The sequence below is a fragment of the Neomesorhizobium albiziae genome (genome assembly GCF_900114255.1).
Taxonomy (GTDB): Bacteria; Pseudomonadota; Alphaproteobacteria; order Rhizobiales; family Rhizobiaceae; genus Neomesorhizobium; species Neomesorhizobium albiziae.
The window spans coordinates 520708-545966 of the sequence record NZ_FOSL01000002.1; the positions used below are offsets into that span (position 1 = coordinate 520708).

The following is a 25259-nucleotide window of genomic DNA, read 5'->3' on the forward strand; positions in this document are numbered from 1 at the left end:
CCGGCGGGTTTTTTTGGGATGACGGGTCGATACGGCCATGTTAGGAACGCCATGCAAAAAGATCCACGCCCGGCTTTGAGCGGATGCTCGGCCGAACAAATCCAGGACATCCCAAATGGCGCATGACGCCAAACCACACCCTGCGACGGCGCGGCGCTCGCCGGCGCTCACCGGAACCGCGCGCGTGCCCGGCGACAAGTCGATCTCGCACCGCTCCTTCATGTTCGGCGGACTGGCCTCCGGCGAAACCCGCATCACCGGCCTGCTGGAAGGCGAGGACGTGATGCGCACCGGCGAGGCGATGAAGGCGATGGGCGCACATATCACAAAGACCGGCGACGAATGGGTGATCCGCGGCACCGGCAACGGCGCCCTGCTTCAGCCGCAGGCGCCGCTCGACTTCGGCAATGCCGGCACCGGATCGCGGCTGACCATGGGCCTGGTGGGCGTCTACGACATGGAAACCACCTTCGTCGGCGACGCCTCGCTGCAAAGCCGGCCGATGGCGCGCGTGCTCGACCCGCTGCGCGAAATGGGCATGCAGGTGCTGAAGTCGTCGCCCGGCGACCGCATGCCGCTGACCTTGCGCGGCCCGAAGGTCGCCGCTCCGATCTCCTACCGGGTGCCGATGGCGTCGGCGCAGGTGAAGTCGGCCGTGCTGCTTGCCGGCCTCAACACGCCGGGTGTCACCACCGTCATCGAGCCGGTGATGACCCGCGACCACACCGAAAAGATGCTGAAGGGTTTTGGGGCCAACCTCGAAGTCGAGACCGACAGCCTGGGCGTGCGTCATATCCGCATCGAGGGCCAGGGCAGGCTGACCGGCCAGACCATAGCGGTGCCGGGCGATCCCTCGTCCGCCGGCTTTCCGCTGGTCGCGGCATTGATCGTGCCGGGCTCGGACATCACGATTGAAAACGTGCTGATGAACCCGACCCGCACCGGCCTTCTCTTGACGCTGCAGGAAATGGGCGGCCGGATAGAAATCCTTAATCCGCGCAATGCCGGCGGCGAGGATGTCGCGGATCTGCGCGTGCGCGGCTCCGAACTCAGGGGCGTAAAAGTGCCGGCCGAGCGCGCGCCCTCGATGATCGACGAGTATCCGGTCCTGGCCGTCGCTGCCGCCTTCGCCGAAGGCGAGACGCTGATGGAAGGCCTCGACGAACTGCGCGTCAAGGAAAGCGACCGGCTGTCGGCGGTGGCCAACGGGCTGAAGGCCAACGGCGTCGATTGCACCGAGGGCGAGGCGTCGCTCAGCGTGAGAGGCCGTCCGGACGGCAAGGGCCTCGGCGGTGGTACTGTCGCGACACATCTCGATCACCGCATCGCCATGAGCTTCCTGGTGCTCGGGCTGGCAACCGAAAAGCCGGTCAGCATCGACGACGCCAACATGATCGCCACCAGCTTCCCGGAATTCATGGGACTGATGAAGGGGCTGGGCGCGGCGATCGGGTAAGACGAAGCCGCCCTTGTCCGGTTCCTGCGCTAACAGCAATTTATCCACCTAGGTATTTGTTCCTATATTCTTGGACGCTTCACTAAGGAGCGTCCAATGCCGAATTTCAAAGATTATCGACCCCAGTTTCCCAGTGAGCTTCGGGCGAGACTCGCCGCCCTGCAATTTAAGGCTGCTCTTCTTCGGCTGTGTCTAAAAGCCAATTTCAATCCGAGCCAACCACGGGTGCCTGCGGGTAATGCAGAAGGCGGTCAATGGACCGCCAATACCGGAGGCGCGCGCACTTCGCTCCGGCCCGAGGCCGCAGTACGCGTTGTTCGCGACCCGTCAGGCGAAAAACCTTGGCGAACCTATGCCGAGCGCCGCCGCAGCGATGGCTCGCTCGCCTCGACCACCGTCTACAATCGCAACGGCAGCGTGATCGTTTCCGAGCGCACAAACGCAGACACCGAGCGCAACGTGGTCACTCTCGGGGACGGTTCGCGTTTCACCTTCGAAAACAATGATGATACGCAGCGTATCTATGACGCGGCTGGAAAGTTAGTCAGCGAAACTCTTTGGGCGTCCGAAGGACCTATCGCTCAGCCCATCGTACAACAAGCGCTCTTTGACTCCCGCAAACCAAAGAAAGGCCCTTTTTCAAGTCCGGCAGAAGTAGTCCGGGACGCTGCGATCGAGCTTTACAATTGGTGGCTGAATTCCAGAGACCCGGGTGAAGAGGTTATCTTTTCGTTCAGAGCCGACAAGCTTGTGCCGGTTCCGGGAGAACCACCACTTTGGACCTCAAAATTGACCCGTGAAGAGGTCGAAGATGCATGCCCCAGATTTCCGCTTGTCCAGAATATAACGAATCAGGTTGCGAAATCGCTGAACCCTGTTTTATTCAAAAATAAAGGCGCTTATGGAACAGCCGTACATATGGGCGTTAAAGCGAGTATCGATGCGCTACGCGACTCAAATCTGATGACCGAAGTATCGATATTTAAATCCGATATAGACATATCGCGATACGCCCTCAAAGGCACGGTTCGGATCGATATCCTGGAGAAACGAGAGGATAATTTTGTTTGTGTATATGATTTGAAAACAGGTTTCTATCCTATGCCTACCAAGCGATTCTTGGAGATTTATCAGAACGTTATCGCTAGGTATCCAAAAGTGACTGGGGTAATAATCGTAGAAGTCAGGCCTGCGTTGCGTCCATGACGACAACGCGTGGTTTCGGAGGGCTGGCGCAATGGCTTCTCCGATAGGCGGGGAACACTGGCTGACGCGGCGGCTCGAGCAGCAGCATGGCTTGATCCATACCGGTTTATGGACGGTGGTAAAGCCGGTTCGTCATTTCGTCAGGAGAATGATGGCGTACGACGTCCCGGAGAAAGGCGCGTTGTACGGGGTGTGGAGCATCCAGAGCCTATGGGCGCCACTTTTCCCAACGGAGCTGGAGGATACGATCGGCTTCAGCACGTCGCTTCCTCAGGGAGAAGCAATTCTTATCTCTCCGGAACTGATGCCTCCGCCGATAGGATATGAAGCCTTCCAGGAGCATATCGAAACCGCGGTCCTACCTTTTCTCCGCTCCGTCGATTCCTTAGAGCGGTTCTACCGGGTTGCCGCTAGGCAAGCAAACCCGGTCACACCGCATTCGAACTTTTGCCTTGAGCTTGCGATGGGAAATTTTGACGGCGCGAGTAAGCTGATGGCGCGGCAGCGCAATGACTGGTTCCAAAAGCAGGACGACTATTTCGATGAGGATGAGTTCGAGCAGATACGGCAGCTCTGCCACCTGCTCGATGATGCGAACTACGGTGCGATAGCTCGGACCTTGCACGAATGGGAAGCTTTAACCGCAGAACATTCGAACCTCGAAAAAATCTGGGAACCCTCTCCTTTCCCCTTCGAGCCGGGCTATGATGATTGGCTGCGCCGGTCACGCGGCAAACCAGGCTGACCGACAGCAGCCCCTTGCCTTCGCCGCGCATCTCGGCTTGAAGCTTCGTTCATGACCCGCTCCATTCTCATCGCCATCGACGGTCCCGCGGCTTCCGGCAAAGGCACGCTCGCGCGCCGGCTTGCCGACTACTTCCATCTGCCGCATCTCGACACCGGCCTCACCTACCGCGCCGTGGCGCATGCGCTCATCAGCCACGGACTGCCGCTCGACAACGTCTCGGCGGCGGAAACCGCCGCCCGCCAGGTCGATCTCTCGCGCCTGGACAAGCACGCTCTGTCGGCGCACGCCGTGGGCGATGCCGCCTCGCGGGTCGCCGTCTTCCCAAGCGTGCGCAAGATCCTGGTCGACAAGCAGCGCGCCTTTGCCGCGACGCCGCCGGGCGCTGTGCTCGACGGGCGCGACATCGGCACCGTGGTCTGCCCGGACGCCGACGTGAAGCTCTATGTCACCGCGAGTGCTGCGGTGCGCGCAGGGCGGCGGCTGCGCGACATCGAATCGCGCGGCGGCACCGCCGATTTCGGCGAAATCCTTGCCGATATCGAGCGCCGCGACGCCCGCGACACCGGCCGCGCCGACTCGCCGTTGAGGCCCGCCGCCGACGCGCACTTGCTCGATACGTCGGAAATGTCTATAGAGACCGCGTTTCTGGCGGCCAAAGCCCTGATCGACGAGGCCTTGGCGACCGGAAACACAGCCTGAAGCCTCGAATTGTCGGTGAGCCGCTGCGGCGGTGACGCGATCCATTTCCGGGCTTCGGGGAAAACCGCCTGCCAGCATTCTTATGCGCCGGAACCGCCGCTTCGAAAGCGGCACCAGGCCCCAACGGGCCGGAATGTCTGGTCAGGTCAACGCAACTCGAACCCACGGCGCCGGTCCCGCTCATGCGGGGCCCTCCAGGAGAACATATGTCACAAGCAAATCCCACCCGCGACGATTTTTCCGCGCTGCTCGAAGAGTCGTTTTCCGACGGCCACTCGGGTGAAGGCCAGGTCGTCAAGGGTCTCATCACGGCCATCGAAAAAGACATGGCCATCATCGATGTCGGCCTCAAGGTCGAAGGCCGCGTGCCGCTGAAGGAATTCGGCGCCAAGGCCAAGGACGGCCAGTTGAAGGTCGGCGACACCGTCGAGGTTTATGTCGAGCGCATCGAAAACGCGCTTGGCGAAGCGATGCTTTCGCGTGAGAAGGCTCGCCGCGAAGAGAGCTGGGTCCGCCTCGAAGAGAAGTTCACCAAGGGTGAGCGCGTCGAAGGCGTCATCTTCAACCAGGTCAAGGGCGGCTTCACCGTCGATCTCGACGGCGCCGTGGCCTTCCTGCCGCGTTCGCAGGTCGATATCCGTCCGATCCGCGACGTCACCCCGCTCATGCACAACCCGCAGCCCTTCGAGATCCTCAAGATGGATCGCCGCCGCGGCAACATCGTCGTGTCGCGCCGCACCGTCCTCGAGGAGAGCCGTGCCGAACAGCGTTCGGAAATCGTGCAGAACCTCGAAGAGGGCCAGGTTGTCGAAGGCGTGGTCAAGAACATCACCGACTACGGTGCGTTCGTCGACCTCGGCGGCATCGACGGCCTGCTGCATGTCACCGACATGGCCTGGCGCCGCGTCAACCATCCGACCGAGATCCTCAACATCGGCCAGACGGTCAAGGTGCAGATCATCCGCATCAATCAGGAAACCCACCGCATCTCGCTCGGCATGAAGCAGCTCGAGTCGGATCCGTGGGAAGGCATCGGCGCCAAGTACCCGCTCGGCAAGAAGATCTCCGGCACGGTCACCAACATCACCGACTACGGCGCGTTCGTCGAGCTGGAGCCGGGCATCGAGGGCCTCATCCACGTTTCGGAAATGTCGTGGACCAAGAAGAACGTGCACCCCGGCAAGATCCTGTCGACCTCTCAAGCTGTCGATGTGGTGGTGCTCGAAGTCGATCCGGCCAAGCGCCGTATCTCGCTCGGCCTCAAGCAGACGCTTGAGAACCCGTGGGAGGCTTTCGCCCGCAACCATCCGGTCGGCAGCCAGGTCGAGGGCGAGGTCAAGAACAAGACCGAGTTCGGCCTGTTCATCGGCCTCGAAGGCGACGTGGACGGCATGGTCCACCTGTCCGACCTCGACTGGAACCGTCCGGGCGAGCAGGTGATCGAAGAGTACAACCGTGGCGACATGGTGAAAGCGCAGGTTCTCGATGTCGACATCGAGAAGGAGCGCATCTCGCTCGGCGTCAAGCAGCTGGCGCGTGATGCCGTCGGTGAAGCCGCCTCTTCGGGCGAGCTGCGCAAGAACGCGGTCGTCACCTGCGAAGTCATCGGCGTCAAGGACGGCGGCCTGGAAGTCCGGCTCGTCGACCACGACATCGAGACCTTCATCAAGCGGTCCGACCTGTCGCGCGACCGTGACGAGCAGCGCCCCGAGCGCTTCTCGGTCGGCCAGAAGGTCGACGCGCGCGTCATCGCCTTCGACAAGAAGACCCGCAAGCTGCAGGTCTCGATCAAGGCGCTGGAAATCGCCGAAGAGAAGGAAGCGGTTGCCCAGTACGGCTCGACCGACTCCGGCGCTTCGCTCGGCGACATCCTGGGCGCGGCGCTCAAGAAGCAGGGCGACAAGTAAAATTGTCGCCGGCCGCTTTCCGCGGTCCCCAAATCAAAAACCCGCCGGAGCGATCCGGCGGGTTTTTTTGTCACTCGGCATTATGCCGGTGGCGGGCCGACAGTTCCCGTCAGCCGGCGATCGCGGATTTTTCATCCCCCGGACAATCGACATGGATGCGGTCGCGCCCGGCAAGCTTGGCGGCATAGAGCGCCCTGTCGGCGCGCGCGCAGAGGCTGGCTGTATCGTCGCCGGGATGGCCGGACGCGATGCCCGCGGAGAACGTATAGCCAACGTCGGCCCTGTCCTTCAGCGGCCGCGACCGGTGGATCGAAGCCAGCATCCGCTCGACGATCAGTACAGCTGTCGCGACCGTCGTGTCCGGCAGAACCAGCATGAACTCCTCTCCGCCGACACGGCCGAAACAGTCGGAGCGGCGCAGATGGCGCAGGATCGTGGCGGCGAAATCGCGCAGGATGACATCGCCCGCCTGATGGCCGAACCTGTCGTTCACGTATTTGAAGTTGTCGAGGTCGATGACGCCGATGCAGCCGAGTACGCCATTCGCGGGAACCGGTCGCCGCAGCATTTCGTCCATGCGCGCGTAGACGAACCGGCGATTGGCGACGCCCGTCAGTTCATCGGTGTGCGCCGCCTTGATGGCGGAGTCGCGGTCCTGCCGCAGCGAACGCCCGTCCGCCTTGAGGTGGGTGATGTCGCTGGCGATGCACAGCATCCAGCCGTCGCTCTGGACGGTCTCCGTCATCCACAGCCAGCGCCCGTCATAGAGGTCGGTCTCGAAGGCGCGGAACCCGGTCTTGCCGCGGCGCGAATAGGTTGATGTCAGCCAGGCGTCAAAATCCGGCCGGCTGATAACGGTTCCCCGGCGTGCGATGAAATTGCGGCGCATCAGGTCCGGCCACAGCGGCGCCTCGTCGGGCTCGATGAAGAAAGCGGCGCGGAACGCACGGTTGGCATAACGCAGCCGATCGAAGCCGTCGTATGCCGCGACCAGCACCGGCGTCGTATCGTACATCTCAGATAGCTTCGCGACGGTTTCGTCCATTCCCCCACTATCGATCATCGCGGACTACAAGCAATTAACGATTTGTTCTTTTCAAGAGTTTCATCGCCTCACATCGGCAAAAGGGAGTAGATGCGGCCTGAGCTGGCGGCGGCGTCCGTAATGGTTCATGCACGCCCGTATATCGATGCGACCACCCCGCTCGTCACAAGGTTGATCGGCGAGGCAAGATGCACGATCGCCTCGGCAGCCGCTTCGAGGCTCACCCATTTCGAAAAATCGGCCTTCGGCATCGCCGCGCGGTTGACGGCGGTGTCGAGCGTCGACGGCGCCACGGCGTTGACCAGGATATCGGCGGCCTTCAGTTCCTCCGCCAGCGCCACCGTCATTGCCGCCACCGCTGCCTTGCTCGCCGCATAGGCCACCATGCCGGCGCCCTTGCGCGGCTCCAGCGCCGCGCGGGCCGCGACATTGACGATGCGGCCGCCATTCTGCGCCGCCAGCATGGCGCGCGCGGCGGCGCGGCTGCAGAGAAACACCGTCTTGGCGTTGATATCCATCATCGCCGAGAAATCGTCGGCCTGCGTCTGGTCGATCGGCGCCATGGCGAAGCCGCCGGCGATATGGATCGAGGCCCAGAGCTGCGGGATGCCGGAATAGAACGCATCGACGGCCTCAGCGTCGGTAAGGTCGACATTGCCGGCTATCCTCACCCTCTCATGGCCGGCATGGGCAAAATTCGCCGGCGCCGAACCGTGATTGACGGGCACATGGCATGTCGCCCCCTCATCGAGCAGCAGCACCACCACCGCCGCACCCAGCGCCCCAGTTCCACCGGTCACCGCGACATGCCTGCCCTCGAATGCCTTTGCCATTGTCCGTCATCTCCTCGACCGGTGCGGTGATGGAATCGCCGCTTCAACACCATCCTGATCGCAGCCGGGCGGCGCGTCGAGCCACCGGTTCGCCGACACTCTGTTCAGCGCGCCTACCTCAGCCCTGCTTCTTCTTCATCAGATGCCGGTGCGCCTTCGCCCGGTTGCCGCAGGAAGACATGTCGCACCACCGCCTTGTGCCGTTCTTGCTTTCATCGATGAACAGGAAGCGGCACTTTTCGTTGGCGCATTGGCGGATCCGCCTGTCCTTGCGCGAGAGCAGCAGGTCGGCGGCCGACCAGAGCACCGGGGCAAGCAGCGCGCTCACCGAAACGCCCGGCAAGCAGACTTCCCAGCCACCATCGGGAGATGCCAGCCTGCCGCGCGCCGGTGCAATCGCCAGCGTGGCGTTCAGTGCATCGAAATCGGCCACGGGCAACGCCGCCTCGGATGCAGCCGCGGCAAACAGCCGGTGGATCGTCTCGCGCAACGCAATTGCCTCGCCGAACAGTTCGCCGGCTTTGGCCGGAGCCTTGGCTGCCCAGGCGCCGGCGGCATCGAGCGTCTTTTCCTCGTGCCCGCCTTTCTCCTTCAGCCAGCCGTGCAGCGGCTGGAAACCGGTCAGTTCGTCGGTCGGGACAGCACTTCCCCGCCAGTAGCGCGTGTTGACGAAATCGAGGCAGAGCCCGTCGCCGGGCGCCGCGATCGCCGCCATGACCGAGGCCGGATGTCGGGAGGCTGTCATGAGCGAGCTATAACTAACCCCCATGCCGGTTGACAAGCTCAATTCCCGCCTATTTAACCAGTATAGGGGTTAGTAGATGGAGGAAAAAATGCTCAACCATGTATCGATCGGCGTCCGCGACATCGGCCGCGCCAAGCAGTTTTACGACGCGGCGCTGGGTCCGCTGGGCTACCGCTGCCAGCATGAAGACGATGCCGCGCTCGGCTACGGAGCCGAGTCGTCGGTCTTTTTCGTCGAAAAGGCTGAGCGGCCGGTCCAGGCAGACACGGGTTCGCATCTGCACTTCTGCTTCGACGCGCCGAGCCGCGACAGCGTCGACGCCTTCCACGCCGCAGCGCTCAGGGCCGGCGGCAGCGACAATGGCGGACCCGGCCTGCGCGACAATTACGGGCCCAATTATTACGCCGCCTTCGTGGTCGATCCCGACGGCTACCGCATCGAAGCCTATTGCGGCAAAGACGGCTGATTGGAAAGGCCGGGAAGATGGCTTCGATCTGCAAGGAAGTCTTCATCGAGGCGGCGCCCGAGCTCGTCTGGGACGCCGTCCGCGATGTCGGCGCGCTGCATACGCGGCTGGTACCGGGTTTCGTCACCGATACGCGGCTCGAGGGCGACGCCCGCATCGTCACCTTCGCTTCCGGGCTTGTCGTCCGCGAACGCATCGTCGACGTCAATGACGCGGAGCGCCGGCTTGTCTGGTCGGTGGTCGAAAGCCAGCCGACACATCACAACGGCGCCTTGCAGGTGTTTGCCGAAGGCGAGGGCAGCCGCGCCGTCTGGATCGCCGATCTCCTGCCGCACGAACTGGCGCCGGCGATAGCGGCGATGATGGAGCAGGGCCTGGCGGCAATGAAGAAGGCGCTGGAAAGACAGGCTGCCGGCGTCCCCAGAGCATCATCCCGAAAAGTGTGAAGCGGTTTTCGGAAAAGATCATGCTTGAACAAGAAGTTAAAGCGTGATGGAACGAAACACCGTCACGCTTTAACCGCCAGCAGCTAGAAAAATCAGAATTCGCGGCCGATGCGCGCGTCGACCGAATGGCGGTTGCCGCCGCGGATGACGAAGAACAGGAAGATCGCCGCCCATAGGATCGATTTTTCCGCGCCGCCATAGCCCTGGCCCTTCGTGATCCAGTGGAACCAGACGGTGACCAGCAGCACGAAAAGCGCCGCGAACGATGCCGGGCGAGTCAGGAAGCCGACGGCGATCAGGATGCCGGCGAAGAATTCGGTGAACGAGAGCAGCGGCGACCAGAACACGCCGGGGTAGAAGCCGAGGCTTTCGACCATGCCCGCGGCGCCGAAGGGATCGCCGATCTTGCCGAGGCCATGGGTGACGAGCGCCGCTCCGGCGACGACCCGCAGGATGGTTTCGACGCCTTCATGGGCTGCGGCATAAAGGCCCCGGAAGGCAGGAATGATCAGGCGGCGGTTGGTTGTCTCGGTGGTTTGGCTCAAGGTTCCCATCTCCAATGTTGATCCAGCACCACTTGTCGTTGATTCCCTAACAGTCAAATCAACACGTTTTGACAATTGCGTGATTGTCCGCACTTCGAGGCTGCGAGGGCCACCCCGCAAAAGTTTGGAACCCATCCCAGGAAGTGGCGTTTCCAGACCAGGCAGGCATTTCAGCCGCCGGAAAATCTCGAAAGGAAAACCGGATGAACTGGAACCAGATCGAAGGCAATTGGGAACAGGTCAAGGGCAAGGTGCAGACCCAATGGGGCAAGCTCACCAATGACGACCTCGACGTCATCAAGGGCAATCGCCGCCAACTCGCCGGCCGTATTCAGGAGCGTTACGGCAAGGCCGAGGAGGAGGCGGAGAAGGAAATCGACACCTGGCTGTCGAAGCACTGACGGACCGTCCCGGCAACGAAAAGGCCCCGCTTCCGGCGGGGCCTTTTTCACGCCGGGCGCTGCGTCAACGTCCCGGCCATTCGGCAATGCGCCGATAGATCGCGTCGGGTACGGAAATGCCTTGGTCGGCGGATCGTTGCCGTGCCGCAGCCTTGGCGAGACCCGGAATGTGGACGCCGTATTCGCCGCCAAGCCGCTCGATCTGCGAGCGCATGCGCTTGCCGAAGCCAGGTCCGAAAACCTGCGGATCGATCGCCAGCACGAACATGCCGGTGCCCGGGCCGTCGGAGCCGGTGCCGAAGGGCGGCGCTTCGACCGACCAGTTGGCGCCCGGCAGCCCCGCCGACAGCACATCCACCATCAGCGCGATGTTGGCGCCGCGCTCGCCGCCGAAGGCGAGCAGAACGCCCTTCATCGCCGCGTTGGCGTCGGTGGTGGGGCGACCTTCACTGTCGAGCGCCCAGCCAGCCGGGATCGGCCTTCCCTCTGCTGCCGCCTTGCGGACATTGACGAAGGCGGTGGCGCTCGACGACTGGTCGATCAGCAGCGGCGGGCCGCCGTCCTGGGGCGCCGCGAAAGACATCGGGTTGGTGCAGTAGACCGCCCTGGTGCCGCCCGATCCCGCCACGATCGGCGGCCCGTTGGTCGTCGCCAGCGCCACGAAGCCGGCCTCCACCAGCCGTCCGGTGAAGTAGCCGAGCGCGCCGCAGGTGTAGGAATTCTTCTGGCTGAAGATCGCCACGCCGCAGGCTCTCGCCGCCGCGACAAGATCGTCGAACGCCATGTCGAAGCCGGGATGCGCGGCGCCGCCGTGCGCGTTGGATAAAACGATCGCCGGCGCCGGCCTGGTGATCTCTGGCGCCGCCTTGCCCTTGATGCGGCCGGCCTGCAGGTCGGTGAGATAGTCGATGAAATGCGCCAGCCCCACCGAAGCCTGTCCGTCCGCTTCCGCAGCCACCATGGCGCGGGCGATCGACTGCGCCGTTTCAGCACTCGCGCCGGCTGACATCGCCGCTTGTTCGCAAAGCGCCCGCGCCTCGTCGAGACCGAGTGTCTTCATATCCGTCATTTCAACTATCCCAATCGTGCCGGAATCCGTGCCTCAAGCCGGCGGAAGATGAACACGAGGATGCCGGTGATCGCCAGATAGATCAACGCCAGAAGCAGCAGCGGCTCGTAGGTGATGAACGTATCCTGCCGCACCCGCGAGGCGACCGCATAGATGTCGACGACGGTTATCGTCGCCACCAGCGGCGTCGCCTTCAGCAACAGCACCGCTTCGCCGCCGAGCGTCGGCAGCGCACGCTGCACGGCCTGCGGCAGCCAGATGCGCCGGAAGATCTTGCCCCGCGCCATGCCGAAGGCGCGCGCAGCCTCGAGCTGGCCGCGCGGCACGCCGGCAAAGGCGCCGCGCATCACCTCGCCGATGTAGCCGCCGGTCGACAAGGTCAGCGCCAGCACCGCGTAGGGCCATGCCTGCCGGAGATAGGGCCACAGCCATGAGTGGCGTATCCAGGGATATTGCGGAAACAGCGATCCCAGCCCGTAGTAGAGCAACCACAGTTGCAGGAGCAGCGGCGTGCCGCGGATCACCGTGCAGAAAGCCTTTGCCGGCCACGCCAGCCAGCGCGGCCCGGCCGCCTGGGCGAGCCCCAGCGGCACCGCTAGCATGAAGCCCAGCGCGCCGGTCACCACCATGATCCAGATCGTGCGCCAGATGCCGGCGAGCGCAAGGTCGTAATAGTTGGGAAGCCAGTCCCAGCGCATGAAGCGCATCGCAGCCACGAGCAGCCCGATGCCGATGGCGATCAGCACCAGCCGGTGCGGCTGCAGCCAGCCGAGCACGCGGGTCCTGAGCGGCAGCCGGTTTTCCATCAGCGCCCCTCGGTCACCGGCGGCAGGCCGCGCCGCGCCCAGTTCTCGATGCGGCCGATGATGACTTCGGAGAACAGGGTGAGCAGCAGGTAGAGCGCGCCGGCGGCCATGAAGAAGGTGAAATAGGCCTTGGTCGTTCCTGCTGCCTGGCGGGTCGCCAGGGTGAGCTCGTTGAAGCCGACAACGGCCAGCAGCGCAGTGTCCTTGGTGGCGATCAGCCACAGATTGGCAAGGCCGGGAATGGCGAAAGGCAGCATTGCCGGCAGCGTGATGCGCCGCATCAGCAGCCATGGCGACATGCCATAGGCGCGCGCCGCCTCGATCTGTCCCTGCGGCACCGCAAGGATGGCGCCGCGCAGCACTTCGGTGGAGTAGGCGCCCTGCACGAAGCCCAGCGACACGATGCCGGCGACCAGCCCGCTGATGTCGACGCGGGCGTAGCCCATGGCTTCCAATGCGCGGTTGAGAAGATCGGTGCCGGCGTAGTAGAGCAGCAGGATCAGCACCAGCTCGGGCACCGCCCGCACCACGGTGGTGTAAAGTTCGAGCAGATCGCGCACCACCGGACCGCCATAGAGCTTGCCATAGGCGCCGGCGGCGCCCAGCGCGAGGCCCAGCCCGAACGCGCCGGCCGCGATCTCGATCGAGCGCAGGAGCCCGGTCAGCAGCGTTCCGCCCCAGCCCGGCGGGTAGGGGGAGAGCAGCTCGAAAACCCCGACCTGGAGAAGCGGCGAGAGGATCGTTTCGATCAGCGTTGCTCCCGCGGCTGGATCGGAGGGGCATCGGCGAGACCCGGCGCTGCCCCTTCCCGCGCGCGGCGGGAAGAGAGGGCGCCAAAGGCGCGATCGGCCTCCTTCTCCCCGTTTACGGGGAGAAGGTCGTGGCGACGGGATGAGGGCCAGGCGCCTCGCACGCGATCAGCCGTGCTCAGCTGCCATAGATGTCGAAGTTGAAGTACTTCTTGGAAATCTCGTCGTATTTGCCGCTGTCGCGGATACCCTTGATGGCGGCGTTCAGCTTGCCCTTGAGCTCCGTGTCTTCCTTGCGCAGGCCGACGCCGATGCCCGGCCCGAGAATTTCGAGGTCTTCCGCGACGTTCCCCTTCATGTCGCAGCATTCCTTGCCCTGATCGGTGGCGAGGAAAGCATCCAGCGCGATCGCATCGGCCTGCACCGCGTCGACACGGCCGGCGGCGAGGTCGGCATTGGCCTCATCCTGCGTCTGGTAGATCTTGATCTCGGCGGCGGTCGGGCCGAAATGCTTCTTGGCGTAGGCCTCGTGCACCGTCGACACCTGCACGCCGATGATCTTGCCCTTCAGATCCTCCGGCGTGGCGCCGAACGTCTCGCCCTTCGCTCCCATGATCCCGGTCGGCGTGTTGTAGTACTTGTCGGAAAACGCAATCGTCTTCTCGCGCTCGGCGGTGATCGACATCGAGCTCATGATCATGTCGATCTTCTTGGTGGTCAGCGCCGGAATGATGCCGTCCCAGGCAACCGGCGTGATGACGCATTCGAGTTTCGCCTCGGCGCAGACGGCGTCGATGATCTCGGCCTCCCAGCCGACCCACTTGCCCGACGCGTCAGGCGAGGTGAACGGCGGATAGGGCTCGGCGGCGACGCCGACCTTCAGCGCTTCCGCACTTGCCGCACCCATGCCGGCCATCGCCAGCAGGCCCGCCGCGATCGCGGTTTTCAGCAGTTTCTTCATTTCGGCACTCCCTTTTGTTGTGTTCCCGTTTTTCTTCCAGCCGTCAGCTGACGCTGCGGATGAACTGTTTCAGCCGTTCCGATTTCGGCGCGCCGAAAACCTCGGCCGGCGTTCCCTCCTCCTCCACCTTGCCGTTGTGAAGGTAGACGACATGGCTCGCCACTTCGCGGGCGAACTTCATCTCGTGGGTGACCAGGATCATGGTGCGCCCCTCGCGCGCCAGGTCGCCGATCACCTTCAGCACCTCGCCGACGAGCTCGGGGTCGAGTGCGGAGGTCGGCTCGTCGAACAGCATGACGCGCGGCTGGATGGCGAGCGCGCGCGCGATGGCGCCGCGCTGCTGCTGGCCGCCGGAAAGGAACGCCGGGTAGACGTCGCGCTTTTCGGCGAGGCCGACGCGCGCCAGAAGCTGCTCGGCCAGTGCCACCGCCTCTTCGCGCTTGACGCCCAGCACATGCACCGGAACCTCGATGACGTTTTCGAGGAGCGTCATGTGGCTCCACAGATTGAAGCTCTGGAACACCATGCCGAGCCTGGAGCGGATGCGCTCGATCTGGCGGCGGTCGGCCGGCACGGTGTTGCCGTGGCTGTCGGCCTTCAGCCTTATCTCCTCGCCATTGACGCGGATGACGCCGCTGGTCGGGTTCTCCAGGCAGTTGATGCAGCGCAGCAGCGTCGACTTGCCGGAGCCGCTGCCGCCGATGATGGCCACCACGTCGCCGTCGCGCGCCGACAGCGACACGCCCTTCAGCACATGCAGCTGGCCGAATTTCTTGTGCAGGTCCTCGATGTGAATCGCTTCGGCGGCGTCCTCCGCCCCAACGCGGCGCGAGACGGCTGGAACAGCCACGCTCATCGGCGCTCGCCCCAGCGCGGCATCCTGGTTCCGTCAGCGTGCAATCGACCGGTCATTGCCCCTGTCGCCACTTCCCCTGGAGCGGCTCTAAGCGTTTTTCAACGCGCAAAGGACGCTCCAAAACCAAGAAACTCCGTAGGATGGACCAGCCGGCTTTGCCGCGTCAACCGGACCACCTTCGCTCTTGTCCCCTCCATTACGGCACTTGCGGCCTTGTTATGCAAGTGTATAAATATTCTTCCTCATCCGCTTCAGCCACTTTTTCCGGGGAAAGACCAAGTGAACGCTTACGGCTCACAGTCCATGGCGGCGCCGCTGCGGCGCGTCCTGATGCGTTCGGCGGCCAACGCCATGCGCGGCGCCGACCGAGCGCAGTGGCACTACGGCGCCGGCTTCGAACCCGCGAGGGCTGCCCGCCAGCACGCAGCGCTTGCCGATCTGGTCGCTGCTTCGGGCGCGACGATTGAATGGATCGACGACGGCGAGGACGGGCTTTCGGATTCGGTATTCACCCACGATCCGTCGCTGATGTCCGACCACGGCGCCATCATCCTTTCCATGGGCAAGGCCCTGCGCGAGCCCGAGCCCGCGCTGCACGAACAGACCTACACGCGCCTCGGCGTGCCGATCCTCGGCCGCATCGAGGCGCCCGGCCAGGTCGAGGGCGGCGATTGCGTCTGGGTCGACGCAAGAACCCTCGCCATCGGGCGCGGCGTGCGCACCAACCAGGCCGGCATCCAGCAGATGGCCAACCTGCTCACCCCGCACGGCATCGACGTCCTCGGCTACGATCTGCCGCTCTGGCATGGCGAGGAGGCGTGTCTGCATCTGATGTCGGTCATTTCGCCGCTCGCCGACGACCTGGCGCTGGTCTACGCGCCACTCCTGCCTGCCGCCTTCTACCAGTTGCTCAAGGCGCGCGGCATCGGGCTGGTCGAAGGCGATGCCGACGAATTCTTCGCCTCCAACGGCCTCAGCCTGAATGTCCTGCCCACTGCGCCGCGCGAGGTCATCGCCGTGGCCGGCTTCCCGAAGACGAAAGCCGCCATGGAAGCGGCGGGCTGCGTGGTGAAAACCTTCGAGGCCGACGCGCTCTGCATCGCCTGCGAAGGCGGCCCGACCTGCCTGACCCGGCCGATCCTGCGCCAGTGACGATGGAGGGCCGGCGCAAATTCCGCCGCGAGGGCGAGGAGCGGCGGCGGCAGGACCTGATCGAGGCGACGCTCGAATGCGTCGCCGAGCGCGGCCTGCAAGGCGCCACCGTGCGCGCCATCGCGCTGCGCGCCGGCGTGACGGCCGGCCTCATCCGCCATTATTTTCCCAGCAAGGAGGAACTGCTCCAGGCGGCCTACGCCGCCATCATGGGCCGCATGACCGAACAGTCGAAGGCAGCGCTCGCCAAGGTCGCGCAGGAGCCGCGCCGCCGTCTCGCCGCCTTTGTCGAGGCAAGCCTCCAGCCGCCGGTCATTGACGCGCGCGTGTTCTCGCAATGGGCAAGCTTCATCGGCCGCGCCAGTTCCGACCCGGCGCTGGCGGTGGCCCATCGCGCCGGCTATCTCGGGTTCCGCGACGAGGTCGAGGCGCTGGTGGCCGAGGTGCTCACCGCCACCGGGCGCGACGCGCCCAAGGCGGAGCTGCGCCGTTACGCCATCGCCATCAACGCCATCATCGACGGGCTGTGGATCGAGGGCTGCCTTGCCGGCGATTTTTTCGAACCGCGCGAACTCGCCGAAATAGGCATTGGTTCGGTCGAAGACATGCTGGGTTTGAAACTGCGGCAGCCGACGGCACCGCCACTCCCTCCCCTCGACGGGGAGGGTGCCGGCGCCCCCACGTCGCCGGTGTTCGATGTCGCTGTGCAAAAGCAAAAGAAGAAAACGCCATGACCACCACCGGCGAAGCGCTGATTTCCCTGCTCGAGGCGCATGGCGTCGACATCGTGTTCGGCATTCCCGGCGTCCACACGATCGAGCTCTACCGCGGCCTTGCCCGCTCGAACATCCGTCACATCACGCCGCGCCACGAACAGGGCGCCGGCTTCATGGCAGAGGGTTACGCCCGTGTCTCCGGCAGACCCGGCGTCGCCTTCGTCATCACCGGGCCCGGTCTCACCAACACCATCACCGCGATGGCGCAGGCGCGCGCCGATTCCGTTCCCATGCTGGTGATTTCCGGCGTCAACAAACGCGCCTCGCTCGGCAAGGGCCTCGGCTACCTGCATGAACTGCCGGACCAGCGCGGCATGATGCAGAAAGTGGCGCTTTCGTCCGAGCGCATCGAGGATCCGGCAGCGCTTCCCGCCGCACTCGCCCGTGCCTTCACCCTGCTGACCTCCGGCAGGCCGGGTCCGGTCCATATCGAAATCCCCACCGACGTGATGGGCCTGCCTGCCGGCGACGTCGCTTTCGCGCCGCCGCCGCTGAATCTCCCCACCGCAAAAGCCGCCGCCATTGAGGAAGCGGTAAAACTTGCCCGCGCCGCCAGACGCCCGCTGATCCTTGCAGGCGGCGGCGCCAAGCGCGCCGAGGCCCAACTAAGTCGCCTCGCCGAGCAGCTCGACGCACCGGTGGTCACCACGGCCAACGCGCGCGGCCTGATGCATACTCACCCGCTCGGCGTTCACGCCAGCCCCAGCCTGAAATCGATCCGCGCCCTGATGGCGGATTCGGATTTCGTCATCGCTGCTGGCACCGAATTCGGCCCCACCGACTACGACATGTATGCCGATGGCGGCTTTTCCCTGCCAGCCAATCTTGTGCGTATCGATATCGATGCGGGACAACTCGGCCGCTGGCCGGCGGCAGTCGCGATCGAGGCCGATTGCGCGGCATCGCTCGATACCCTGCTCGGCGTTCTGCCCACGCGGGCAACCGGCGAGGGTGCCGCCCGCGCCGCTGCCGCGCGCGATGCTGCCTGGCAGGAGATCGGCCCGGCCATGCAGGCGCAGGTCAAGGTCGTCGAGATGATCCGCGAGGCGCTGCCGGGCTCCATCATCGTCGGCGACTCCACCCAGCCGGTCTATGCCGGCAACCTTTTCTACGATCACGACCGCCCCGGCGGCTGGTTCAACGCGGCCACCGGCTTCGGCGCGCTGGGTTATGGCCCGCCCGCCGCGGTCGGCGCCGCTCTTGCCGATCCTGCCGCGCCGGTCGTCTGCCTGTCCGGCGACGGCGGCTTCCAGTTCACCTTCCCGGAGATGGGAGCCGCGCTCGATGCCGAGGCGCCGGTGATCTTCGTCGTCTGGAACAATCGCGGCTACCGCGAGATCGAAACCTCGATGCTCGACGCCGGCGTCGAGCCGGTCGGCGTCTCTCCCGCGCCGCCGGATTTCTGCCGCATCGCCGACGCCTACCGCATGCCGGCCGAACGGCTGATGTCGACGGACGGCCTGCCCGCCGCCCTCGCCCGCGCCCGCAAGCTCGGCAAGCCCTGCCTCATCGAGATCATCGTGGAGTAGCGCCGGCGGCGTATCTCCCCCCTTGTTGTGGGGGAGAATGGATTTTCACGGTCTTAGCAGCGCTCGGCCGTCAGGCCGATCTTGGCGGCGCTCAAGTCGTCTTCTTGCCCGGCACCTCTATCACGAACCTCACGGCATGGATCCTCGGGTCAAGCCCGAGGATGACGAGGTTGAGAGGTTTGCGGCAATCGCCAACGTCTGCACGGCGACATCCCTCCCTTCGTCATCTACGGGCGAAGCAGGCCGAAGGCCGTCGCGGAGACCCGAGGATCCATGCCGTGACAAAGCGGCAGTGCGAAAGCGGTGCAGAACCAACCAGCCCGCCAGCCAACCTTCACACTTGTCAGCATCTGTCAGCAGTCTTTGTTCTTCTTTTATCCACACCCCTTTTCGTCTCCCGCATAATGCAGCCATCGCCCCTCACGGGAACCTGGTGCGCACTGGGTATCAGGGAGGGCGACGGTGCCGGATCGGCAGTGCTGACGGTGGCGCTGCTAGGGGAATGAACCCGTAGGTCCGGGCCCTGACCGAGGCTAGTTCGCGGGCCTAAGAACCCACGCTCCCTGCGGTAGGGCAAGAACACCGGCGGCGCCTGGGAGACCGGGCCTCGTATAAATTTGAAACGGCACGGTCCCAGGCGCCGCCTCCCACTTACCCACGACGCCTCGACTGCCGAAGCCAGGTCGAGAAAGCGAGTCGTGGGCAACAGGAAACCCCAATGGCCGGACTGCTTTGCAGGGCGTGGCGACGGAGACGCTTGTGCTGATGAAAAGACCCCCTCTCCGTCTCGGCTTCGCCTCGACACCTCTCCCCCCGCTTCGCAGGGGCGAGGAACCCAAGCTGGAAGGGCGCTTGCGTCGCCGCAGCGGTTCCTCGCCCCTGCGAAGCGGGGGAGAGGTGGTTTGCGCAGCAAACCGGAGAGGGGGTCTTATAGACAAGCCGGCAGACCAGAGCGGAGCGAAGGCGGTCGGCCACAACGCCGACGCCCCTCCTCCCCCTCGATGGGGGAGGTGTCGAGGCGAAGCCGAGACGGAGGGGGTGATATAGGAGGAAGTGATATCCGCACATCAGCCATCCCCCCACCCGGCCCTGCGGGCCACCCTCCCCATCAAGGGGGAGGGAGACAGGTGGAGACCACAACGCCTCATTCCCCATCTCCCTGCCTGGGCGGCGGTTAGCGGACCGAGAAAAATCCGGGCGGTACGGGGTGAGAAGGCATGTTCAACAGTCTTTGCCTTCCCGGCAAAAGCGACTATGAAGCCACAAAAGGCCAGCAGCCGGAGCAAGCCATGACCACGATCACTGAAATCCCGAAACTCGTCACCGTATTCGGCGGATCGGGCTTTATCGGGCGGCATGTGGTGCGGGCGCTGGCGCGGCGCGGCTACCGGGTGCGCGTCGCCTGCCGCCGCCCCGACCTCGCCAACTATGTCCAGCCGCTCGGCAATGTCGGCCAGATCCAGCCGGTGCAGGCCAATATCCGCGTCCGCTGGTCGATCGACCGCGCCGTCGAAGGCGCCGACCATGTCGTCAACCTGGTCGGCATCCTCTACGAGGGCGGCAAGCAGAAGTTTTCCACCGTGCATGTCGACGGCGCCGGCGCCGTCGCCGAGGCGGCAGCCGCCATCGGCGCCGGCCTCACCGTCAATTCGGCGATTGGCGCCAGCGAGAACTCCGCCTCCATCTATGCACGCACCAAGGCGCGCGGCGAACAGGCCGTGCTCGCCGCCGCGAAAGACGCCGTCATCTTCCGCCCGTCGATCGTGTTCGGCCCGGAAGACCAGTTCTACAACCGCTTTGCCGACATGGCGCGGTATTCGCCATTTCTGCCGCTGCTCGGCGGCGGCAACACCCGCTTCCAGCCGGTCTTTGTCGGCGACGTCGCCGAAGCCATCGCGCTTTCGGTCGACGGCAAGGTCAAGGGCGGCACGATCTATGAACTCGGGGGCCCCGAAGTGCTGACCTTCCGCGAATGCATGGAGGAGATGCTGGAGGTCATCGGCCGCAAGAACCGCCTGATCTCCATCCCCTGGTGGCTGGCGGAACTGCAAGGCTCGATCCTCGGCATGCTGCCCAACCCGTTGCTCACCACCGACCAGGTGACGCAGCTGAAGAGCGACAACGTCGTCTCCGCCGAAGCCGAGAGAGAAGGGCGCACCATCTCTGCATTGGGCATCGAGCCGCAGACGACGGCTGCCATCCTGCCATCCTACCTCTGGCGCTACCGCACGGCCGGCCAGTTCACCCGCAAGACGCTCGCCTGACCGGAGCCGCCCAGGGTTGGAAGCGATCGCCGGCTGGCTGCCCGAACACCTTGGCGCGGCGCCTGCGGCGCTGCTTGTCGTCGCCAGCTTCTTCACCTCGGCGCTGACAGCCGCCTTCGGCGTCGGTGGCGGCCTCGCCATGCTGGCGTTGATGGGCCTGTTCGTGCCGGTCGCGGCACTGATCCCCGTGCATGGCGCGGTGCAGCTCGGCTCCAACACCGGCCGCACCTGGCATCAGCGCGCCAATGTGCGCATGGACATCGCGCTGCCCTTCATCGCCGGCAGCCTGCTTGGCGCGTTCGTCGGCGCCTTCATCGTCGTGCAGCTCCCCGACGCCGTCCTGAAGATCGTGCTCGGCGCCTTCATCATCGCCATCACCTGGGCGAAGGTCCCCGGCATCGGCACGCTCGGCAAGCTCGGCATGGCCGCCGCCAGCGCGGTGCTGGCCGTTGTCACCATGCTGGTCGGCGCCACCGGGCCGCTGCTCTCGTCCATTCTGGCGCAGATCCTGCCCGACGACCGCCGGGCGCTGGTCGCCACCCATGGCGCGGCGATGACCGTTCAGCACGGGCTCAAGATCGTCGTCTTCGGGCTCGCCGGCTTCGCCTTCTGGCAATGGCTGCCGCTGATCGCGATAATGGTCGTGTCGGGCTTTTTGGGCACGGTGTTCGGCACGGCGTGGCTCGACCGCATTCCGGAAGCCACCTTCCGCAAATGGTTCCGCCTCGGCATCACCATTCTGGCGTTCGATCTGTTGCGCCGCGGCCTGATGGACCTTTTATGAGCGCCTCAGCCCCAGATCAGCAGCGCAATCAGCCCGACGCCGCCAACGATCAGCCGCCACCAGCCGAACAACGCATAGCCGTGTCGCGAGACGTAATCGAGCAGGTAGCGCACCACGATCACCGCCATCACGAAGGCGGCGATGAAACCGACGGCGATGACCGGCAGGTCTGCCGCGGAGAGGATGCCGCGGTTCTTGAACAGATCGTAGCCGAAAGCGCCGGCCATCGTCGGCATGGCGAGGAAGAAGGAAAACTCCGCCGCCGAGCGCTTGTCCGCGCCCAGCAGAAGTCCGCCGACGATGGTCGAACCCGAGCGCGACGTGCCCGGTATCATGGCCAGGCACTGGATCAAGCCGATACCCAGATAGATCTTCAGCGGGAAATCCATGACATCGTGGTATTTCGGCTGCAGAGCCCAGCGGTCCAGCCACAACAGCACGATACCGCCAAGGATCAGCATGATGCAGATCAGCATGGGCGTCTCGAACAGCACGGTCTTGATGAACTCATGCGCCAACGCGCCGATCACGGCGGCCGGCAGGAAGGCGATCAGTATGCCAAGGACGAAACGCCGCGCCCGCGGGCTCGACGGCAGGTCCGCCGCCAGCCGCAGCAAGCGCGCGGCATAGACGCTGAGGATGGCGAGGATGGCGCCGAGCTGGATCAGCACCTCGAAAGCCTTGCCAGTCGACTTGAAGCCTAGGAAATGGCCGGCAAGCAGGATGTGGCCGGTCGACGACACCGGAATGAACTCGGTCAGCCCCTCCAGAAGACCGAGCAGCAGTGCGTCGACAATTGTCTGATGTTCCATAGAGACCTCATACAGCGCCACACAACGGCCGCTTGCTTGTCATGGCGGCCATCTGCCCGTATAGCTCGGGTGGCCTCATCTGCCCGCAGAATCGGGCGGGCCAAGACTTACTGGCGTGGCCTTGAATTGGCCAGAGCCGTTCAATAATCGCGGTATTATGCTGACCCTTTTCCACCATCCCCTCTTTGCCAACAGCCGGTTTGTCCGCCTCGCTTTCGGGGAATACGGGGAGGAGCTGGCGCTCATAGAGGAAAAGCCGTGGACGCGGCGCAAGGAATTCCTCAACCTCAATCCGGCCGGCACCCTGCCGGTGCTTCTGGCCGAAGGCGACGTGCCGATCGTCGGCGCCACGGTGATTGCCGAATATCTCGATGAAACGCGCGGCGTCCTGAAGCGCGAGCGCCGGCTTTTCGCCGAAGATCCGATGGAACGCGCCGAAATCCGCCGGCTCGTCGACTGGTACCTGCAGAAGACCGAAGGCGAGGTTACCCGCCATCTGGTGCGCGAACGCGTGCTGAAGCCGCTGATGCCCGGCACCGAAGGCGGCGGCTCACCGGACGCCGGCGCGATACGCGCCGCCCGCTCCAACATCAAGCAGCACATGAAATACACCAACTGGCTGTCCGGCACGCGCAACTGGCTGTCCGGCCCCCGGCTTTCCTACGCCGACCTCGCGGCCGCCGGCACGCTGTCAGTGCTCGACTATCTCGGCGAGATCGACTGGACCGACTACCCCTCGGCCAAGGACTGGTACACGCGGCTGAAATCGCGGCCGTCCTTCCGTCCGCTGCTCGGCGACCGGGTGCGTGGCCTGACCCCGGTTTCGCATTACGCGGACCTGGATTTCTAGATGCGCACCGCCGGGGCCATCGCCGATCCGGCGCGCCTCCGGGATCTCATCGACCGCGAGGCGAAGAAGGCCGGCTTCGATCTTGTCGCCGTCACCACGCCCGACGCCATTCCGCTGGCGCCCGAACGGCTTGCGCAATTCGTGGCGGAAGGGTTGCACGGTTCGATGGAGTGGCTCGCTGAAACCGCGCCCCGCCGCGGCGATCCAAGCATTTTGTGGCCGGAAGTCCGCTCGATCATCGTGCTTGCGATGAACTACGGACCCGATTCCAACCCTCTCGACATTCTCGACAGGCCTGATCGCGGCGCGATTTCGGTCTATGCGCGCAACCGCGACTATCACGACGTCATCAAGGGCCGGCTGAAGGAAATCGCCGGCAAGCTCGCCGTGCGCGGCGGCGCCGACGTGAAGGTTTTCGTCGATACCGCGCCGGTGATGGAGAAGCCGCTGGCCGAAGCCGCTGGCATCGGCTGGCAAGGCAAGCACACCAATCTCGTCAGCCGTGAATTTGGCTCGTGGCTGTTCCTAGCCTCGATCTTCACCACCGCCGAGCTGACACCGGATACGCCCGAAGGCGACCACTGCGGCTCCTGCCGCGCCTGTCTCGACATCTGTCCGACCAATGCCTTTCCGGCGCCTTATCGGCTCGATGCGCGGCGCTGCATCTCCTACCTGACGATCGAGAACAAGGGGCCGATCCCGCACGAATTCCGCAAGGCGATCGGCAACCGGATCTATGGCTGCGACGATTGCCTCGCCGCCTGTCCATGGAACAAATTCGCCCGCTCCGCCTCCGAAATGAAGCTTGCGTCGCGCGACGAACTGCGCGAGCCGGCTTTGGCGCAACTGCTCCAGCTCGACGACGCCGCCTTCCGCGCGCTGTTTTCCGGCTCGCCGGTCAAACGCATCGGCCGCGACCGGTTCATCCGAAACGTGCTGATCGCCGCCGGCAACTCCGGCGAACCCTCGCTGGTCGAAAGCTGCCGCGAACTGGCGCGCGATCCCTCGCCGCTGGTGCGCGGCGCGGCCGTCTGGGCGCTGTCATGTCTGTTGCCGCCGCCGGCTTTCGCCGACCTCGCGTCGGACCGCGCGGGCGAAGAAACCGATGCCGAAGTGCTGGCCGAGTGGGATGCCGCCCGCGGCGCTGCCGCCGGATCGCCCGCCCGCCATGGAATTCATGCATGACAGATCGTTTTTTCGTGTTCGGCGCCGGCTATTCCGGCAAGGCTTTTGTCGCGGCCAACGCCTCTGGCGCTCGGATCGCCGGCACCACGCGCTCGCCGGAGAAGTTCGACGCGCTGCGCAACGCAGGCATCGCGCCGCTGCTATTCGATGGGTCCGGCCTTGGTGGTGAAATCTCCCACGAACTGCGGCAGACCACCCACCTCATCATCTCCATCGCGCCGGGCGATACCGGCGATCCCGTGCTCAATGTGGCGGGGGACGTCATTATCCAGGAAATGCCCAATCTCCGCTGGATCGGCTATCTCTCCACGGTCGGCGTCTATGGCGATCACTCCGGCGCCTGGGTCGACGAAACCAGCGAATGCCGTCCGGTGTCGCGCCGCTCGACCGATCGCCTCCAGGCCGAACGGCAATGGCTGGCGTTGGGGGAAGAGGCTGGGCTGCCGGTTGCGGTGCTGCGCCTTTCCGGCATCTACGGCCCCGGCCGCAATGCCTTCGTCAACCTCTCGAACGGCACGGCCAAGCGCCTGATCAAGCCGGACCAGGTGTTCAACCGCATCCATTGCGCCGACATCGCGGGTGCGCTGTGGCACCTCGCCGGCCGCGATATCGGCGGGGTCTTCAACGTGACCGACAACGAGCCGGCGCCGCCTCAGGACGTCGTCACCTATGCCGCGACGCTGATGAATGTCGCGCCGCCGCCCGAAATTCCTTTCGAAACCGCAGAGCTTTCGCCCATGGCCCGGTCTTTCTATGGCGAGAACAAGCGCGTCTCGAACGCGGCGATCAAGGCGGCGGGCTACGATTTCCAGTTCCCGGATTACCGTTCGGCCTTTGACTACATGTGGGCGACAGGCGCCTGGAAGGGTGCAGGCGAAAGCGATGCCCGCAGTCCGATGCGCAAGGGCTGATCCGCGCAGGCGCGAGGCGTGATATGATGAGCCCGCGTTTACCTCCCGGTAACCAGGT

Annotated in this window: 26 protein-coding genes; 16 read left to right on the forward strand and 10 right to left on the reverse strand. The window is 64.7% G+C overall.

What is annotated here, in order from left to right:
• The first annotated feature begins 115 nt into the window (after positions 1-115).
• The 5 genes from aroA to rpsA all read left to right on the forward strand — a co-directional run bounded on the left by aroA (position 116) and on the right by rpsA (position 6016).
• Positions 116-1456, forward strand: a complete 1341-nt coding sequence (gene aroA / locus F3H98_RS06165; RefSeq protein WP_149759219.1) for a 3-phosphoshikimate 1-carboxyvinyltransferase — start codon at positions 116-118, stop codon at positions 1454-1456.
• A gap of 96 nt (positions 1457-1552) precedes the next feature.
• The gene (locus F3H98_RS06170) at positions 1553-2662 is read left to right on the forward strand and encodes a cysteine peptidase family C39 domain-containing protein (protein WP_149759220.1); all 1110 of its coding nucleotides are present in this window, start codon (positions 1553-1555) and stop codon (positions 2660-2662) included.
• 31 nt (positions 2663-2693) lie between these two features.
• Positions 2694-3407, forward strand: a complete 714-nt coding sequence (locus F3H98_RS06175; RefSeq protein WP_149759221.1) for a hypothetical protein — start codon at positions 2694-2696, stop codon at positions 3405-3407.
• A gap of 51 nt (positions 3408-3458) precedes the next feature.
• The gene (gene cmk / locus F3H98_RS06180) at positions 3459-4109 is read left to right on the forward strand and encodes a (d)CMP kinase (RefSeq protein ID WP_149759222.1); all 651 of its coding nucleotides are present in this window, start codon (positions 3459-3461) and stop codon (positions 4107-4109) included.
• A 206-nt stretch (positions 4110-4315) separates the two neighbouring features.
• Positions 4316-6016 carry a 30S ribosomal protein S1 gene (gene rpsA / locus F3H98_RS06185; protein WP_149759223.1) on the forward strand — a complete coding sequence of 567 codons (1701 nt, stop codon included), beginning with the start codon at positions 4316-4318 and terminating at the stop codon, positions 6014-6016.
• 109 nt (positions 6017-6125) lie between these two features.
• On the opposite strand, the gene F3H98_RS06190 is transcribed toward rpsA, so the two are convergent.
• The 3 genes from F3H98_RS06190 to F3H98_RS06200 all read right to left on the reverse strand — a co-directional run bounded on the left by F3H98_RS06190 (position 6126) and on the right by F3H98_RS06200 (position 8639).
• Positions 6126-7061, reverse strand: a complete 936-nt coding sequence (locus F3H98_RS06190) for a GGDEF domain-containing protein (protein WP_149759224.1) — start codon at positions 7059-7061, stop codon at positions 6126-6128.
• A gap of 125 nt (positions 7062-7186) precedes the next feature.
• Positions 7187-7894 carry an SDR family NAD(P)-dependent oxidoreductase gene (locus tag F3H98_RS06195; RefSeq protein WP_149759225.1) on the reverse strand — a complete coding sequence of 236 codons (708 nt, stop codon included), beginning with the start codon at positions 7892-7894 and terminating at the stop codon, positions 7187-7189.
• Between the two features lie 118 nt (positions 7895-8012).
• Positions 8013-8639: a CGNR zinc finger domain-containing protein gene (locus F3H98_RS06200; RefSeq protein WP_210249661.1), complete on the reverse strand. Its 627-nt coding sequence runs from the start codon at positions 8637-8639 to the stop codon at positions 8013-8015.
• Positions 8640-8727: 88 nt separating this feature from the next.
• Here F3H98_RS06200 and F3H98_RS06205 point away from each other — a divergent pair, with 88 nt between their 5' ends.
• Positions 8728-9105: a VOC family protein gene (locus F3H98_RS06205; RefSeq protein ID WP_149759227.1), complete on the forward strand. Its 378-nt coding sequence runs from the start codon at positions 8728-8730 to the stop codon at positions 9103-9105.
• 17 nt (positions 9106-9122) lie between these two features.
• Entirely contained in the window at positions 9123-9551 is a 429-nt protein-coding gene (locus tag F3H98_RS06210; protein WP_149759228.1) for an SRPBCC family protein, read from the forward strand.
• 92 nt (positions 9552-9643) lie between these two features.
• Here F3H98_RS06210 and F3H98_RS06215 read toward each other — a convergent pair whose 3' ends face one another.
• Positions 9644-10096 carry a DoxX family protein gene (locus F3H98_RS06215; RefSeq protein ID WP_244621615.1) on the reverse strand — a complete coding sequence of 151 codons (453 nt, stop codon included), beginning with the start codon at positions 10094-10096 and terminating at the stop codon, positions 9644-9646.
• 203 nt (positions 10097-10299) lie between these two features.
• On the opposite strand from F3H98_RS06215, the gene F3H98_RS06220 reads away from it, so the two are divergent.
• Entirely contained in the window at positions 10300-10497 is a 198-nt protein-coding gene (locus F3H98_RS06220) for a CsbD family protein (protein ID WP_149759230.1), read from the forward strand.
• Between the two features lie 64 nt (positions 10498-10561).
• Here the strand turns inward: F3H98_RS06220 and F3H98_RS06225 are convergent, their stop codons facing one another.
• From F3H98_RS06225 to F3H98_RS06245, 5 genes are all read right to left on the reverse strand, one after another.
• Positions 10562-11566: an Ldh family oxidoreductase gene (locus F3H98_RS06225; protein WP_149759231.1), complete on the reverse strand. Its 1005-nt coding sequence runs from the start codon at positions 11564-11566 to the stop codon at positions 10562-10564.
• A gap of 5 nt (positions 11567-11571) precedes the next feature.
• On the reverse strand, positions 11572-12372 hold the full coding sequence (locus F3H98_RS06230; RefSeq protein ID WP_149759232.1) for an ABC transporter permease: 801 nt from the start codon (positions 12370-12372) through the stop codon (positions 11572-11574).
• Complete coding sequence (locus F3H98_RS06235; RefSeq protein WP_210249664.1) at positions 12372-13037, reverse strand: ABC transporter permease; 666 nt, start codon at positions 13035-13037, stop codon at positions 12372-12374. The genes F3H98_RS06230 and F3H98_RS06235 overlap by 1 nt, the downstream gene beginning before the upstream one ends.
• Positions 13038-13299: 262 nt before the next feature.
• Positions 13300-14082, reverse strand: coding sequence for a transporter substrate-binding domain-containing protein (locus F3H98_RS06240; protein WP_149759234.1), 783 nt, complete (start codon positions 14080-14082; stop codon positions 13300-13302).
• Between the two features lie 43 nt (positions 14083-14125).
• Positions 14126-14938: an ABC transporter ATP-binding protein gene (locus F3H98_RS06245; RefSeq protein ID WP_149759235.1), complete on the reverse strand. Its 813-nt coding sequence runs from the start codon at positions 14936-14938 to the stop codon at positions 14126-14128.
• 303 nt (positions 14939-15241) lie between these two features.
• Between F3H98_RS06245 and F3H98_RS06250 the strand changes: the two genes are divergently transcribed.
• The 5 genes from F3H98_RS06250 (at position 15242) to F3H98_RS06270 (ending at position 21443) form a co-directional block, all read left to right on the forward strand.
• A complete protein-coding gene (locus F3H98_RS06250; protein WP_188130352.1) occupies positions 15242-16090 on the forward strand; it encodes a dimethylarginine dimethylaminohydrolase family protein in 849 nt (282 codons plus the stop codon).
• Positions 16091-16092: 2 nt separating this feature from the next.
• Positions 16093-16824, forward strand: coding sequence for a TetR family transcriptional regulator C-terminal domain-containing protein (locus tag F3H98_RS06255; protein ID WP_149759318.1), 732 nt, complete (start codon positions 16093-16095; stop codon positions 16822-16824).
• Positions 16821-18395, forward strand: coding sequence for a 5-guanidino-2-oxopentanoate decarboxylase (locus tag F3H98_RS06260; RefSeq protein ID WP_149759237.1), 1575 nt, complete (start codon positions 16821-16823; stop codon positions 18393-18395). Before F3H98_RS06255 ends, F3H98_RS06260 begins: the two co-directional genes overlap by 4 nt.
• A gap of 1289 nt (positions 18396-19684) precedes the next feature.
• Complete coding sequence (locus F3H98_RS06265; protein WP_149759238.1) at positions 19685-20659, forward strand: complex I NDUFA9 subunit family protein; 975 nt, start codon at positions 19685-19687, stop codon at positions 20657-20659.
• 16 nt (positions 20660-20675) lie between these two features.
• On the forward strand, positions 20676-21443 hold the full coding sequence (locus F3H98_RS06270; RefSeq protein ID WP_149759239.1) for a sulfite exporter TauE/SafE family protein: 768 nt from the start codon (positions 20676-20678) through the stop codon (positions 21441-21443).
• Between the two features lie 5 nt (positions 21444-21448).
• Here F3H98_RS06270 and F3H98_RS06275 read toward each other — a convergent pair whose 3' ends face one another.
• Positions 21449-22255, reverse strand: a complete 807-nt coding sequence (locus F3H98_RS06275; RefSeq protein ID WP_149759240.1) for an undecaprenyl-diphosphate phosphatase — start codon at positions 22253-22255, stop codon at positions 21449-21451.
• A gap of 157 nt (positions 22256-22412) precedes the next feature.
• Between F3H98_RS06275 and F3H98_RS06280 the strand changes: the two genes are divergently transcribed.
• Genes F3H98_RS06280 through F3H98_RS06290 form a run of 3 tightly spaced genes read left to right on the forward strand, consistent with a single transcriptional unit; the run spans position 22413 to position 25201 of the window.
• The gene (locus F3H98_RS06280) at positions 22413-23105 is read left to right on the forward strand and encodes a glutathione S-transferase family protein (RefSeq protein WP_149759241.1); all 693 of its coding nucleotides are present in this window, start codon (positions 22413-22415) and stop codon (positions 23103-23105) included.
• Complete coding sequence (gene queG / locus F3H98_RS06285) at positions 23106-24290, forward strand: tRNA epoxyqueuosine(34) reductase QueG (protein WP_149759242.1); 1185 nt, start codon at positions 23106-23108, stop codon at positions 24288-24290. It begins immediately after the preceding gene.
• Positions 24287-25201 (forward strand): SDR family oxidoreductase, encoded by a 915-nt coding sequence (locus tag F3H98_RS06290; protein ID WP_149759243.1) that lies wholly within the window; start codon positions 24287-24289, stop codon positions 25199-25201. Before queG ends, F3H98_RS06290 begins: the two co-directional genes overlap by 4 nt.
• The last annotated feature ends 58 nt before the right edge of the window (positions 25202-25259 follow it).